General features: G+C 63.4%; 11 protein-coding genes. 7 read left to right on the top strand and 4 right to left on the bottom strand.

The features are described 5' to 3' along the window. The first annotated feature begins 78 nt into the window (after window positions 1-78). Complete coding sequence (locus ABWP89_RS12890) at window positions 79-2088, top strand: OPT family oligopeptide transporter (RefSeq protein ID WP_353229734.1); 2010 nt, start codon at window positions 79-81, stop codon at window positions 2086-2088. Window positions 2089-2109: 21 nt separating this feature from the next. On the opposite strand, the gene ABWP89_RS12885 is transcribed toward ABWP89_RS12890, so the two are convergent. Together ABWP89_RS12885 and ABWP89_RS12880 are read right to left on the bottom strand one after the other, a co-directional pair. Then, window positions 2110-2373, bottom strand: a complete 264-nt coding sequence (locus ABWP89_RS12885; protein ID WP_353229733.1) for a CopG family antitoxin — start codon at window positions 2371-2373, stop codon at window positions 2110-2112. Further along, window positions 2357-2641, bottom strand: a complete 285-nt coding sequence (locus ABWP89_RS12880; protein ID WP_353229740.1) for a BrnT family toxin — start codon at window positions 2639-2641, stop codon at window positions 2357-2359. The genes ABWP89_RS12885 and ABWP89_RS12880 overlap by 17 nt, the downstream gene beginning before the upstream one ends. 105 nt (window positions 2642-2746) lie before the next feature. Here ABWP89_RS12880 and ABWP89_RS12875 point away from each other — a divergent pair, with 105 nt between their 5' ends. Beyond that, complete coding sequence (locus tag ABWP89_RS12875; protein ID WP_353229731.1) at window positions 2747-3148, top strand: GFA family protein; 402 nt, start codon at window positions 2747-2749, stop codon at window positions 3146-3148. A 61-nt stretch (window positions 3149-3209) separates the two neighbouring features. Here ABWP89_RS12875 and ABWP89_RS12870 read toward each other — a convergent pair whose 3' ends face one another. Together ABWP89_RS12870 and ABWP89_RS12865 are read right to left on the bottom strand one after the other, a co-directional pair. Then, the gene (locus ABWP89_RS12870; protein ID WP_353229730.1) at window positions 3210-5639 is read right to left on the bottom strand and encodes a TonB-dependent receptor; all 2430 of its coding nucleotides are present in this window, start codon (window positions 5637-5639) and stop codon (window positions 3210-3212) included. Window positions 5640-5763: 124 nt separating this feature from the next. Further along, window positions 5764-7686 carry a sulfotransferase gene (locus tag ABWP89_RS12865; RefSeq protein WP_502915286.1) on the bottom strand — a complete coding sequence of 641 codons (1923 nt, stop codon included), beginning with the start codon at window positions 7684-7686 and terminating at the stop codon, window positions 5764-5766. 335 nt (window positions 7687-8021) lie between these two features. Here ABWP89_RS12865 and ABWP89_RS12860 point away from each other — a divergent pair, with 335 nt between their 5' ends. From ABWP89_RS12860 to ABWP89_RS12840, 5 genes are all read left to right on the top strand, one after another. After that, the gene (locus ABWP89_RS12860) at window positions 8022-9218 is read left to right on the top strand and encodes an acyl-CoA dehydrogenase family protein (protein ID WP_353229727.1); all 1197 of its coding nucleotides are present in this window, start codon (window positions 8022-8024) and stop codon (window positions 9216-9218) included. Window positions 9219-9221: 3 nt separating this feature from the next. Beyond that, window positions 9222-10334, top strand: a complete 1113-nt coding sequence (locus ABWP89_RS12855) for an acyl-CoA dehydrogenase family protein (RefSeq protein ID WP_353229726.1) — start codon at window positions 9222-9224, stop codon at window positions 10332-10334. Window positions 10335-10505: 171 nt separating this feature from the next. Then, window positions 10506-10850 (top strand): hypothetical protein, encoded by a 345-nt coding sequence (locus ABWP89_RS12850; RefSeq protein WP_353229724.1) that lies wholly within the window; start codon window positions 10506-10508, stop codon window positions 10848-10850. A 141-nt stretch (window positions 10851-10991) separates the two neighbouring features. Next, on the top strand, window positions 10992-12554 hold the full coding sequence (locus tag ABWP89_RS12845) for an acetolactate synthase large subunit (protein ID WP_353229722.1): 1563 nt from the start codon (window positions 10992-10994) through the stop codon (window positions 12552-12554). Window positions 12555-12597: 43 nt separating this feature from the next. Then, window positions 12598-14301: a class I adenylate-forming enzyme family protein gene (locus ABWP89_RS12840; RefSeq protein WP_353229720.1), complete on the top strand. Its 1704-nt coding sequence runs from the start codon at window positions 12598-12600 to the stop codon at window positions 14299-14301. The last annotated feature ends 82 nt before the right edge of the window (window positions 14302-14383 follow it).

Raw genomic sequence — 14383 nt, 5'->3', positions numbered from 1 at the left:
CAACCGCCCATTTATGGTACCCTGTGGGCGGTTGGGCCGGGGGTGCGGGGTGGTGGGTGGCACACCTCAGTTCAAATCATGACCGGAGCGCGGGCTCCGGTTGAACTGTCGGTTCGCGGCGTCGTTCTGGGCGGGTTGATCTGCGTGGTGTTTACCGCCGCGAATATCTATCTGTGCCTGCAATCGGGGCTGACCTTTGCCTCATCGATCCCGGCGGCGGTGATCGCGATGGCGGTGCTGCGGCCATTTCGCGATTCGGGCATTCTGGAAAACAACATCGTCCAGACGATCGCGTCATCGGCTGGCACGTTGTCGTGCATGGTGTTCATCCTGCCGACATTCCTGATGATCGGGCATTGGACGGAAATCCCGTTCTGGCCGGCGTTCTGGCTGTGTGCGTCGGGCGGTGTGCTGGGCGTGGTCTATTCGATCCCGTTGCGGCGCAGCCTGGTGACCGGGTCGGACCTGCCCTATCCCGAAGGGGTGGCCGCGGCCGAAGTGCTGCGCGCGGGCGAAGCCACGCGCGGGGGTGGCAGCGATGCGGCAGAGGCACAGCTGGGGTTGCGCGCGGTGATGGCGGGATCGATTGCATCGGCGCTGATGGCGCTGCTGGTCGGCACGCGGCTGCTGGCGTCGGAACTGGCCGGTTATGCGCGATTTGGCGCGGCGGCGACGGGCATGACGGTCAGCATGCAACTGGCGCTGTTTGGCGCCGGGCACCTGATCGGGCTGGCCGCAGGGATGGCGATGCTGACCGGGCTGGTGCTGGCCTGGGGTGTGGCGGTGCCGGTGATGACCCTGCTGCACCCGTCAGCGGTGCCGGCGGCCGATCTGGCGATGGACCTGTGGCGGCACAAAGTGCGCTTTATCTTTGCGGCCGCGCTGGCGGTGACGTCGCTGTGGACGCTGGTGCGGTTGGCCAGACCGGTGGCGGGCGGGGTTGCCTCTGCCTTTGCGGCGCAGGCCCGGCGGCGGACGGGCGCGGTGCTGGAACGGACCGAACAGGACCTGTCGTTTGGGTGGATCGGCGCGCTGGTGCTGTTGCTGCTGATCCCGGTGGGGGTGCTGTTGCACGGGTTTATCAGCGGTACACCGCTGGCCGGGCTGGAGGCGCCGCTGATGGTGGCGGGGATCGTGTTTGTCGTGGCGACCGGGTTCATGGTTGCGGCGGTGTGCGGGTATATGGCCGGGTTGATCGGATCATCGAACAGCCCGGTGTCGAGCCTGGCGATCATCGGCGTGATCTGTTCGGCCGGACTGCTGTCGGTCACGGTTGAACCGCACCTGGGCATAGAGGCACGGCCCGCGCTGCTGGCGCTGGCGCTGCTGGCGCTGGCGCTGCTGGTGGCCGGGTTTGTGCTGGGCGTGGCGACGATTGCCAATGACAATCTGCAGGATCTGAAAACCGGCGAACTGGTGGGCGCCACGCCGTGGCGGCAACAGGTCGCGCTGATCATCGGGGTGATCGCGGGCGCGGCGGTGATCCCGCCGATCATGGTGCTGCTGGGCCATGCCTATGGCTATGCCGGGGTGGCGGGCGCGGGGCCAAAGGCGCTGGCCGCGCCACAGGCGGTGCTGATCGCGTCGCTGGCCGGGCAGTTCATCGGCGGCACGCTCGATTGGTCACTGCTGGGCACCGGCGCCTTGATCGGGGTCGGGCTGATCGTGTTTGATGCCGTGCTGGAACGGCGCTGGGGGTTGCGGCTGCCACCCCTGGCGATCGCGTTTGGTGGCTATATTCCGCCTGGCAAGATCAGCATCGTGATCATCGGCGCCATCGCCGGCCATCTGTACGAACGCAACGCCGACCGGCGCGCTGCCAATCCGGCGCAGGCCGCTCTGGTGCGCCGGCTGGGGGTGATCCTGGCATCGGGGCTGATCGTGGGCGAAAGTCTGGTCAATGTCGTGCTGGCCGGGGTGACCGCCGCCGCCAAGACCGGCGTGCTGCATGTGCCCGACCGCGATTGGCCGCTGGCGCTGGTGGGCGCCGGTTTTGCACCGTGGGGTATGCTGACGGCGGTGCTGGTGATCTTTGGCAGCGTGCTGTGGCTCTATCGCTGGGCGGCGCGACAGGGGCTGCGCGCCTGAGCGAAACGATTCGGCCCCGGTCTACCGTGGTCGAGCGACATCGGTTTCCAGCAACATCCGCACGTAGCGGGTATAGGGAATGCCATGCGCCTTTGCCTTGGCCTTTAGCGCGGCCAGCAGCGAAGCTGGCAAGCGCATGTTCAGCGCGGCAGACTTCGGCTCAATCTCAAAGTGTATCGGCTTAAAATCGGACAAATCGTATTGCGTCAGATCGGCGTTGGCGACGAACGCTTCGGCCGCCTCATCGCTTGGCAGCGACGGCATTTTTTCACGAATGGTGTTCATAGCGGTCGATCTCCGGCTGGTGCATGAAACGGGCGCTGATCGGGCGAAGTCTGTTCTGGCCGTTGATTTGCCGATGCATGAAAACCAGGAACACATAACGGCCGGCCGATGTTTTTCCGATGGCGCGCATGCGTGGTTCATCGGGAAAGGGATCGGCCATGACGGCGGGGCTGCCCATCAAAACTTGCTCTATCTCGTCACGCGATACGCCATGGTTGCCGCATTTGGGCCAATTCCCGTCATCCCAGTCAAACCCGGCGATTTTCATCACATTTGTCTATGCTTTTGTAGATACAAATGCAAGACGCTTTCATCGCGATGCAGCGGTGTCCGATTCGTTGCGCGCAATGGGCGACGCGCTATACCAAAGTGGATGACAATCACCCGCACCGCGACCTGCCGTTGTGGCCAATTGCGCGCGACCGCCACGGGCGAGCCGGTGCGCACATCGGTGTGCCATTGCCTGACCTGTCAGAAACGCAGCGGCAGTGCATTTGCGGTGCAGGCGCGCTGGCCTGATGACCGGCTGGAACTGGCCGGGGACTATCGCGAATGGTCGCAAGCGGGCGGCAGCGGGGCACTGGCGACATTCCGCTTTTGTCCGGTGTGCGGTGCAACGTTGTCCTATACGAACGCTGATTGGCCTGGCGTGACCGCGATTGCGGTGGGCGCGTTTGCCGATCCGGATTTTCCGGCACCGGCCTATTCGGTGTACGAGGAGCGGCGCCACGCGTGGGTCACGATCATCGGCGACGGGATCGAACACATCGATTGAGCGGGCACAAAAAAGGGCGGTGCGACATGCGCACCGCCCCCGTTTGCAGTTTGCAGAGCGATCAGAAGCGCTGCGACACTTTCACCCCGAACAATTGTGGCTTGATCGGATAGACGCGCCCATTGGCGCGGCATTCCACCAGGCCGCAGGAGCCGATCTTTGACAGGATGCCGCGGTTGTCGAACGCGTTCTGGATGAACGCTTCCAGCTTCACGCCACTGAACGTCACACCCGTCGAAAAATCGAAGGTTGTGAACGCTTGCGTGTACCCGAACTGGTGAGTCGGGTTACCGAGGTAATCGAGCGTGTCATCGACAAAGGCGTTGAGCAGCGCCGCGCGTGTCCCGGACTGGTGGTTCACCGTGGCCTGGACAAACGGTTTGCTGTCCAGATCGCGCCATTCATACCGGGCCGTGGCATTGGCCTTGAACTTTGGCGTGGTCGGCAAGTTTGTCCCGGCCGGGGTGCAGTCGAGTGGCCGGTTAAGCGGTTTGATGCAGAACGTGTCGGTCAGATGCGCATCGATATAGGCCGCCGATCCCATCAGCGACAGCCCGCCGGTGTAATAGGCCACGTCGCTTTCGATACCATAGATCGCCGCACCGCCGGCGTTGACCAGATAGTTCTGGCCATTGGCGCCGGGCAGAGTGAACTGGATCTTGTCCCATTTTTCATGGAAGATCGCGCCGTTGAACCGCAGCTTGTTGGCAAACCAGCTGGTTTTCCAGCCGATTTCAAAGTTGGTGATCTTGTCGGCCAGCGTCGGCGGGATGGTATATGTATCGTTTTTGGGGATGTTGCGATCAAGGCCACCCGGGCGGAAACCCGTTGAATAGGTGGCATAGATCATGTGCCCGCTGTCGATCTTGTACGCCAGGCTGACCTTGTGGGTTTCACCGGTCTCTTTGTATTGCTTGGGCGCATTGATGAACGTCGTGCGGCTGCCCTGCCTGACGTTGATGCAGGGGTAGAACGGATCGCTGCTCGGCAAACACCAGTTTTGCCGGGTACGGCCGGCCGGGCCCGAAAACCCATAGAGCGAGTTGTCGACCTTGAACCCGCGAATACCGGCGGTCAGCGTCAGCGCCGGGGTGAAGTCATACGATCCTTCGGCAAATACCGCATAGTCGCGATCGATGCGGTTGAGTGTCTTGAAAAACACCGCGTCGGGCGCAAGCGGGTTTGGACGCAGGAAGTCGTTGGGCAATGTCGCATTGCCTGCGGCTCCCAGACCCGGCACCGCAAAGTCGGTGTGGATCTTGTTGGTCTGGCGCTGCATGAACGCGCCGATCGTGATCCGCGCCGGTTCGCTCGCGGGTGACGCCAGACGAATTTCATTGGTCGTCTTGGTAAAATGCATGTTCTGGTATTCGAACTGGTTGGGGTCGAGATAACCACCATGTCCGTCGGGAAATTTGGTGTAGTAGTAATAGGTCCCGGTTTTGGCGTAACCACCCGCGATCGAATAATGGTCATAGGCGACCGAATAGTAAGAATAATCTTGCTGATTGTGCCTGATGCGGTCGAAATAGGCGCCAGCATAAGTCAGGTCCCAGTTACCGACTTTGCCCTGAATGGTCAGCGAGCCCTGAACAAACTCGTCCTTGTTGACCGAATCAAGAAAGTCATGAACCTTCAGATCGCCTGCGGCCGGGTCGAACACGAATGACCCGTGCGCGATCTGGCGTTGATAGAGCACCGCGGGGGTGACCGACCAGTTGCTGTCCAGATCGACCTTCAGCGCGGCACGACCGCCCCAGGTATCCACCTTGTTCTGGTTGTCGCCAACAAACTTGCTGTTGTTGACGGTCTTGTTGGTCGTCGGATCGGGATCGTCCAGCGTGAACGTCCGAGACTTGTAGGTGTTGTCGATATAGCCGCCATCGTGTTCGTAATAACCGACGATGCGGATCGCGGCGTTGGGGGACAGCGGGATGTTTACAAACGCTTCGGCAGTGCCACCGGCAGTGCCCTTGCCGAACTTGTTCAACTGCAAGTCATAGCCTGCTTCGAACTTTTTGGCATTGGGCTTGTTGGTGATGATCCGCATCGTGCCGGCCAGCGAACTGGCGCCGAACAGCGTGCCCTGCGGCCCGGCCAGCGCTTCGATCCGCTGGATGTCGTACAAGTGGACATCGACCGAGTTGCCCACGGTGGTGACCGGGATTTCGTCGAGATAAGTACCCACGGTCGGCAGCGAACCGACTTCGAGCCCGTCGGCGCCGCTGTTGACGCCGCGGAAATAGACCTGGCTCTGGCCCGGGCCGAACGAGTTGAAGGTCACGCTGGGCAGCAATTTGACATAGTCGTCAAAGCTTTGCACCTGGTGCTGCTCCAGCGCGGCCGTGCTCAGTGCCTGAATGCTGATCGGCACCTTTTGCAGCGATTCACTGCGGCGCGTGGCGGTCACGACGATTTCGCCCGGGATCACGGTGGCTACCGCTGCCGGTGCGGGTGCGGGTGCCTCCTCGGCCAGGGCCGGTGCGGCCACCGATGACAGCATGGCAGCGACCAACGCCCTGCGCGCGGTTCGGTATCGGGTATTTGGCGTATTTCTCATCGTAACCCCCTGGTTGAATCGACTGATTGTCATCACGTGGCGCCCCCTTGCGCCATCACTGATATGGGTATTCCGTAAGCACCGGACCCAGCGCATCGCGCAAGGGTCCGAGCCATTGGTCAAAGCGGTGCCACTGGTCCATGCCGTCGCGGTTGATCGGCCGGCGCACCTGTTCCGAACTGGCGGTGCGCACCGTGCGTTTGTTTTCATGAAAGCGCAGGCACGCCGGATCAAATTCCACGCCGATATATTCGAGCAGGCGACGCACTTCGGCCTCGGTATCTTCGACCATGCGTTCATAAAATATACGGTGGACGCGGCCGGGCAACACATGATCGATATGGTCCATCATGCGCACATAATCTGTGTAATATTTCCCCATTGTGACCATGTCATAGGAAAATCCCTGGCCACGCGCAAAATGCTGTTTGAAATTGGAAAAACAGCAGCCCAGCGGGTGGCGGCGCGCATCGATCACTTTGGCATTGGGCAGGATCGCATGGATCAGCCCCAGATGCATCCAGTTGTTGGGCATTTTGTCGATGAACAGCGGCCGGTCGGTTTTGCGCTGGATACGCGTTTCGCGCAGGTATTCCTCGCCCAGACCGCCCAGTTGTTCACGCGGTGGCAGCGTTGCGGGATACGTGCTGTTCGGCTTTTCCGCGCCGAACCGGTTGGCGATCATCATGATCTGCGGCAGTTCGTGCGTGCCTTCGATCAGCGGGTGACTCGCCAGGATCTGTTCGATCAGCGTGGACCCGGCGCGCGGCATGCCGACGATGAAGATCGGATCGGGGGCAGGGCAACCACCCCCGGCCAGGCCGGCAAACAACGCCGCGGTCAGGATTGTCTGCGACCGTTCGACCAGCGTGGTGGTGCGGCCGTGATCATAGTCCAGTTCGGTGCGGCGCAGGCGGTTGCCTTCGGCATAAGCGATGAAGGCCGCTTCGTCCTCGCCCAGGTCCTCATGCGCTTTGCCCAGCGAAAACAGCAGGTGAAAGCGATCTTCCACGCTGATCTGGCCCGGATCTGTGGCCAGCGCGGCCTGCATCGCGGCGATGTCGTCGGCGTTGAAGGTGACCGTCTTGAGATTGGCGAGGCTCCACCACGCTTCGCCATATCCCGGTTCCAGCGCGATGCACCGGCGATAGGCGTCGACACTGTCGGCCTGGCGCCCCACGGTTTTCAGCGAGTGGCCATAGCTTAGCCAGATCTTGGCCGAGGCCGGGTTGCGTTCGACCAAAAATTCATAATGTTCGATCGCCGCGGTAACTTCGCCGATATTGCCCAGCGCGGCCGCGGCCAGATTGCGATAGGCACTGTTGCGCGGGTATTTTTGCAGCAGCACATCCAGATGCTGTACCGCCTGGCCGTTTTCGCCAAATCGGTACAACGCGGTGGCCAGATTGTGCCGTGCGGGATCAAACTGTGGCGCCAGTTCCAGCGCGCGTTCCAGCAGGGAAATGGCATCGCGATAGCGCCCGATGCGCCCCGCCACTTCGGCCAGCATGCGGATTGCGGCAATGTCGGTCGGGTGCTGTTTGAGATAATCCTTGAGCGCGCGTTCGGCGAACGGGATATCGTTGCGGCACAAGGCGACCGCCGCTGCCTGCAAATGCGGGTCGACCGCCTGGCAGCGCAATTGCTGGGCATGGGCATAATCGGCGCCGCCCGAATCTCCCAGCAGCACCAGCACATCGGCCAGCGCGCGCCATGCCTCATAACTGTCGGGGCTGCGCCGCACTGCTTCGTGCAGGGCAATGCGTGCTTCGTCCAGCCGGTGCATGGCCGAGAGCGCCAGTCCGCGCACCAGATGCGCCTCTGCACTGGTAGGCAGGACTGTCAGAATTTCGCGCGCCTGTTCTTCGGCCAGACCGGGTGCGCGGTCGAGCAGATAGCGCGCACGTTCGATTGCGCGGTCAAAACTGCCGGTTGTGGCGCCGTCGGGAAAACCACCGGCGGTGGCCGGCCCTGCCAGATCCCGCCGTTGCCCCCCGCTGCGTGTCTTGCTGTCCCCCAATCGAGAACCCCCCAAAGTTCGCGGCCGCCAGATCGTGATGCCCAAGCCGTAATGCTATGCCGCCACGCACTTTATCGCAATGTGCTCCTTAGATCACAGGCAGGCTTTAGCGCAGATACGCCGGAACGCGTATGGTGCACTGCGGTGAAGGCCGATTTTGCGCGCCTGCTGTGACGTATTGCCCACACCCGTTTCCCCAAATGGTCACTTGTACGGCGCGCAGGCTATGTTAATCGATTGATGAAACGGCCGCGCGCGTTGACCGGCGCCGGTCGCGACAGGAGAGATTAGTCATGGATCTGACCTTCACGCCCGAAGAAGAGGCATTTCGTGCAGAAGTGCGCACCTTCCTGGCCGAAAAAATGCCGACCCGGCTTTCGGACAAGATCCGCAAGGGTCAGCATCTGACCAAGGCGGAACACGAAGAATGGCATGCGTTGCTGAATGCGCGCGGCTGGCTGGCCAACCATTGGCCGGTGGAATGGGGCGGCACTGGCTGGACCGTGATGCAGCGGTTTATCTTTGAAACCGAAACCGCGCTGGCCAATGCGCCGCGGGTGTTGCCGTTCGGCCTGTCGATGATTGGCCCGGTGCTGTTGAAATACGGTTCCGAAGAGCAGAAGCGCCATTGGCTGCCGCGCATTCTGGATGGCAGCGACTGGTGGTGCCAGGGCTATTCCGAGCCCGGTGCCGGGTCGGACCTCGCCAGCCTGAAAACCAGCGCGGTGCGTGATGGCGATCATTATGTCGTGAATGGCCAGAAGACCTGGACCACGCTGGCGCAACACGCCAATATGATGTTCTGCCTGGTGCGCACCAACAGCGACGGCAAAAAGCAGGACGGCATCAGTTTTCTGCTGATCGACATGGCCACGCCCGGGATCGAAGTGCGCCCGATCAAGCTGTTGTCGGGCGACCACGAAGTGAACGAAGTGTTTTTCACCGACGTGCGCGTGCCGGTGGAAAATCTGGTGGGCGAAGAGAACCGCGGCTGGACTTATGCCAAGTACCTGCTGACCTATGAACGCACCAACATCGCCGGGGTCGGCGCATCGATGGCGGCGTTTGGCGAACTGGTCGAAATCGCGCGCACACAGCGCCGCAACGGGCGGCCCCTGGCCGAAGACCCGCAGTTCGCAGCACGGCTGGCGCGGCTGGAAATCGACCTGGAAAACATGAAGACCACCAATCTGCGCGTGCTGGTCGCCGCCGGCGAAGGCGCGGCGCCAGTCGCGGAAAGTTCGATGCTGAAAATCCGGGGGACCGAAATCCGCCAGTCGATCGATGACCTGATGCGCCGCGCCGCCGGTACGCATGCCCGGCCGTGGATCCCCGAATCATTTGAAGGCGGTTGGAACGGCGAACCGGTTGGCCCGGAATGGGCCGGGCCGGTGGCGACGCACTATTTCAACGATCGCAAGCTGTCGATTTTCGGCGGATCGAACGAGGTCCAGCGCGAAATCATCACCAAAGCCATTCTGGAGCTCTGAAAGATGGATTTTTCACTCGGTGATGACCGGCAGATGCTGGTCGATTCATTGCGGCGCTTTCTGGCCGACAAGCTGCCGTTTGCGCAGCGCAAGACCGCTGCGTTCGAAGGATCGGGCTGGTCGCGCGATGTGTGGGGGCAACTGGCGGAACTGGGCGCGATCAGCGCGTTGTTTGACGAAAGCGTGGGCGGGTTTGGCGGATCGCCGTTCGATGTCGGCGTGGTGTTTGGCGAACTGGGCCGCGCGATTGCGACCGGGCCGTGGCTGTCGGCATTGCAGGCCGGCCATGTGCTGGCCGCGGCCGGCCGCACCGACGATCTGGCCGCGCTGATCGATGGCAGCCAGGTGGTGGGTTATGCCGAGGAAGAGGCCGACACCTGGTTTGACCCGGCCGGCATCCAGACCCGGGCCACTGCGACGGCAACCGGCTGGGTGCTGGATGGTGCCAAGACGGTGGTGTCGTGCGCGGGCACGGTCGATCGGCTGGTGGTGGTCGCGCGCGGAGACTCCGGGCTGTCGACATTTCTGGTTGACCGCGGCGCGACCGGCATGACGGTGCGCGATTATCTGGTGATCGATGGCGGATCCGCAGGCGATGTGACCTTTGCCGCCACGCCGGCGGTGCTGGTGGGTGAAGCGGGCGGCGCCGGGCCGGTGATCGAAACCGCGCGCGCGCTGGGGCTGGTGGCGCTGGCCTGGGAAGGCGTGGCGGTGATGGATGTGCTGCGCGACCAGACGCTGGATTACCTGCGCACGCGCAAACAATTCGGCATCCCGATCGGCAAATTTCAGGCGCTGCAGCACCGCATGGCGACGCTGGCGCTGGAAATCGAACAGGCGCGCAGCGCGGCGATCAACGCCGCAGACCGTTTTCTGGGCACGCGGGTTGAACGCGAACGCGCCGTCAGCGCGGCCAAGGCGACGATTGGCAAGGCCGGATCGCTGGTTGCCGAAGAGGCAATCCAGATGCACGGCGGGATCGGCATGACGTGGGAACTGGCATTGTCGCACTATGCCAAGCGGCTGGTGATGATTGGCCACGAACTGGGTGATGAAGACCACCACCTGGCGCGGTATATCGACCTGGGCCACGAACTGGCGGACAGTGACGCCTGATTGGCAAAAGTGCAGAAATGACAAATCGGCCCCGGGAGCATGCTTCCGGGGCCGTTTTTTGGCTGAATAGGCGATGAAGCGCACGATCAGATTTTGTTAAACCCTGATGATCCAGCTTTGTGTGGTTGGACGCGGCAAGAGGGCCTGCGACCCGCTAGCGGAGGAAATTTCATGATCACCAACACCATGCGCAAACCTGCCATGATTGCTGCGGTTGCCAGCTTTGCCGTGCTGGCGCTGGCCGGCAATCCGGCAATGGCCGGTGAATGGGGGCGGCATCACCCGCGCCAGCATGAAGTGCTGGCGCGTGCCCACCACCAGATGAAGCGGATCAATCACGAACGGCGTGAGGGCGAATTGTCTGGCCCGCAGGCGCGCGCGCTGCGCCAGAACGAACGGGCGATCGTCCGGCAGGAACGCGCCGACGCGCGTATGCATGGTGGCCACATCACCCGCCATGAACAGCGCCAGTTGAACCGCGAAGAAAACGCGCAAGGCCGCGTCATCGGCCATTGATACCCAGGCGTTCATGAACGCGTGCACGGTGGTTGGCCTTGCCGTAAGGGCAGGGCGGACCATCGGCGGGTGCAAGTGCCTGACAGGGCTTGACGCGGCGAACTGCGCCTGCACCATGGCATCCGGACAGGATGTAACGGAATGGTGTACGGCGTGAACATGAATGGCGCAGAGGCGTTCGTTGCCACCCTGGCAGCGTGCGGGGTCGATACCTGCTTTGCCAATCCCGGCACGTCGGAAATGCAGCTGGTCGCCGCGATCGACCGCCAGCCTGAAATGCGCGCGGTGCTGTGCCTGTTCGAAGGCGTGGTGACCGGCGCCGCCGATGGCTATGCGCGGATGGCGGACCGGCCGGCGGTGACTCTGCTGCATCTGGGCCCGGGCCTGGCCAATGGGCTGGCCAATCTGCACAATGCCCGCCGTGCAGGGTCGCCGGTGATCAACATGGTCGGTGATCATGCCACGTATCATCTGCAGTTCAACGCGCCGCTGACATCGGATGCGGCCGGGGTGGCGCGGCCGATGTCCGACTGGGTGCGCACCGCGCAAAGCGCGCGCGATCTGGCGCAAGTGGGTGCCGAGGCCTATGCCGCGGCAATGGAATGGCCGGGCCGGGTGGCGACGGTGATCGTGCCCGCCAATCATGCCTGGACCGAAGGTTCGGCACCGGTGGCGCCGCGCGCGCTGGCCCCGGCACCGCGTGTGCCCGATGCGGTGATTGCCGATGCTGTGCAGGCCCTGCGCGCCAGCACCGGCCCGGTGGCGCTGCTGTTGGGCGGGCGGGCGCTGCGTGCCGATGCGCTTCACATGGCCGGGCGGATTGCGGCGGTAACGGGTGCACGGCTGGTGTGCGAAACCTTTGCCGCGCGGGTTGAACGCGGCGTGGGGCGGGTGGGTATCGACCGGTTGCCCTATTTTGGGGAAATGGCGGCCGAATATCTGGCGCCCTGTACCACCATCGTGACCTGCGGCACCGAACCGCCGGTGGCGTTTTTTGCCTATCCCGACAAACCCGGCACGCTGTGGCCGCACGACGCAACGGTGGTGCGGCTGGCCAGCAGCCGCGAAGATATGCTGGCGGCGCTGGAACACCTGGCTGACGCGCTGGATGCCCCGGCCGACCCGGCGGGCATTCAGCCGCGCGTGGTGCCGTCCGCCGGTGACCGGCTGGACGCCCATGGCGTGGGCGCGGTGCTGGCCGAACTGATGCCGGCGGGTGCGATCGTATCTGACGAGGGGCTGACCGCCAGCGCCGCGCTGTTTGAGGCAACGCGCGGCGCGGCGCCGCATGACTGGCTGATGGTGACCGGCGGGTCGATCGGGCAGGGGTTGCCGGTGGCGACCGGGGCGGCGGTGGCGTGCCCGGGGCGCCAGGTGATTGCGTTGCAGGCCGATGGATCGGGGATGTACACTTGCCAAGCCCTGTGGACGATGGCGCGCGAACGGCTCAACGTGGTGACGGTGATTTTCAACAATGCCTCCTACGCCATCCTCAACATCGAATTGTCGCGCGTGGGCGTGCGCAATGCCGGGCCAAAGGCGCTGTCGATGCTCAGCCTCGATCATCCGCGGCTGGACTGGTGCGCGCTGGCCAGCGGAATGGGGGTGCCGGCCGAACGCGTTGATACGGTTGCGGATTTTCGCGCTGCGTTGGCGCGTGCGCTGGCCGGCAAGGGCCCGGCATTGATCGAGGCGATGTTGTAATTCAGATCCGGATCACCGGGCAGGACATGAAAAGAGGGATGGGATGACGCCGGATCAGGCAAAAGCGGTGCTGTGCGCGGCGGGTGCGCCGTTCGAAATGGAAACCGTGACCGCGCATGGCCGCACGTTTCGCGCCTGGAAAAACGCGCCCGCGCATCTGGGCGTGCTGGCGCAGATCGGGCGCAGCCATGGCGCGCGCGAATTCCTGATCCATGAAGACGAACGCGTGACCTACGATGGCTGGTTTCGCGCGGCGGCGGCGCTGGCTGCGCATCTGTCCGACCTGGGGGTGCAGCCGGGTGACCGGGTGGCGCTGGCGATGCGCAATGTGCCCGAATGGCCGGTGGCGTTCTTTGCGGTGACCACGCTGGGGGCGATCTGTGTGCCGCTGAACGCGTGGTGGACCGGGGGTGAACTGGCCTATGGCCTGAACACCGCCGGGTGCCGCGTGGTGATCGCCGATGGTGAACGGCTGGATCGGATACTGCCGCTGCGCGATGGCTTGCCGGCGCTGGAACATGTAATCGGGGCGCGGCTGGGGGCACGCGCGGGTGCGGATTTCGAAGCGGTGGTGGCGCTGGAAAGCGTGATCGGGCGCCCGCAGGATTATGGCGCGTTGCCGGACCGCGATCTGCCTGTCGCCGATCTTGACCCGGATCAGGCGGCGACGATCTTTTACACGTCGGGCACCACCGGGCATCCCAAGGGCGCGCTGGGGACGCACCGCAATCTGGTGACCAACATCCTGTCCGGCGCCTATGTCCGGGCCTCTGCCACGTTGCGCAGCGGCGATGCGCCGCCCGCGCCAGGGCCACGCACAGCGCTGGTGTCGGTGCCGATGTTCCATGTCACCGCCTGCAGCGCGGTGTTGATGGGATCGGTGTTTGCCGGCAACACGCTGGTGTTTATGCGGCGTTGGGATGCCGGGGCGGCGCTGGCGCTGATCGAGCGTGAACGGATCAACCTGGCGGGCGGGGTGCCGACCATCGCCTGGCAATTGCTGGAGCATCCTGACCGCGAAAAATACGACCTGTCGTCGCTGGAATCGGTATCCTATGGCGGCGCGCCATCGGCGCCCGATCTGGTGCGCAAGATCGCACATGTGTTTGGCGCCGTGCCCGGCAATGGCTGGGGCATGACCGAAACCATGGCGACGGTGACCAATATCATCGGCGCCGATTACCTGGCCCGCCCCGACAGTTGCGGCACCCCGGTGGCGGTGGCCGATCTGCGCGTGGTCGATCCCGATACGCTGGCCGATCTGCCCACGGGCGCGGTGGGCGAATTGTGGGCGAGCGGGCCGATGGTGGTAAAGGCGTACTGGAACAACCCCGATGCCACCGCGCAGACCTTTGTCGATGGCTGGGTGCGTACCGGTGATCTGGCGCGGATCGATGACGAAGGGTACTGCTATGTGGTCGACCGCGCCAAGGACATGCTGATCCGCGGCGGCGAAAACATCTATTCGGCCGAGGTGGAAAACGCGCTGTATGATCACCCGGCGGTGATCGATGCAGCGGTGATCGGCATCGCGCATCCCACGCTGGGCGAAGAACCGGCCGCAGTGGTCCATCTGGCACCGGGGCAGGCCGCCAGTGAACAGGATCTGCGCGATTGGGTGGCGGCGCGGCTGGCCGCGTTCAAGGTGCCGGTGGCGATCCGTTTCCTGCCCGAAACTTTGCCGCGCAATGCCAATGGCAAGATCCTGAAACGCGAATTGAAAGCGCTATTTGGTGATGGATCGTAAGATAAAGCCTGCAAGATCATAACGCTTGCATTTTGTGCAAACGTAAATGCCTAACGGGCATTTGCCATGGTGTGCGGTGGCG

This window comes from Novosphingobium sp. (assembly GCF_040398825.1).
GTDB lineage: Bacteria > Pseudomonadota > Alphaproteobacteria > Sphingomonadales > Sphingomonadaceae > Novosphingobium.
This window is presented reverse-complemented; position numbering and strand designations above follow the sequence as displayed.

Excerpts from the sequence above, each read along its gene's own strand:
- ABWP89_RS12890 (WP_353229734.1), top strand. The coding sequence starts at position 79 with ATGACCGGAGCGCGGGCTCCGGTTGAACTGTCGGTTCGCGGCGTCGTT.
- ABWP89_RS12885 (WP_353229733.1), bottom strand. The coding sequence starts at position 2,373 with ATGAACACCATTCGTGAAAAAATGCCGTCGCTGCCAAGCGATGAGGCG.
- ABWP89_RS12880 (WP_353229740.1), bottom strand. The coding sequence starts at position 2,641 with ATGAAAATCGCCGGGTTTGACTGGGATGACGGGAATTGGCCCAAATGC.
- ABWP89_RS12875 (WP_353229731.1), top strand. The coding sequence starts at position 2,747 with ATGACAATCACCCGCACCGCGACCTGCCGTTGTGGCCAATTGCGCGCG.
- ABWP89_RS12860 (WP_353229727.1), top strand. The coding sequence starts at position 8,022 with ATGGATCTGACCTTCACGCCCGAAGAAGAGGCATTTCGTGCAGAAGTG.
- ABWP89_RS12855 (WP_353229726.1), top strand. The coding sequence starts at position 9,222 with ATGGATTTTTCACTCGGTGATGACCGGCAGATGCTGGTCGATTCATTG.
- ABWP89_RS12850 (WP_353229724.1), top strand. The coding sequence starts at position 10,506 with ATGATCACCAACACCATGCGCAAACCTGCCATGATTGCTGCGGTTGCC.
- ABWP89_RS12845 (WP_353229722.1), top strand. The coding sequence starts at position 10,992 with ATGGTGTACGGCGTGAACATGAATGGCGCAGAGGCGTTCGTTGCCACC.
- ABWP89_RS12840 (WP_353229720.1), top strand. The coding sequence starts at position 12,598 with ATGACGCCGGATCAGGCAAAAGCGGTGCTGTGCGCGGCGGGTGCGCCG.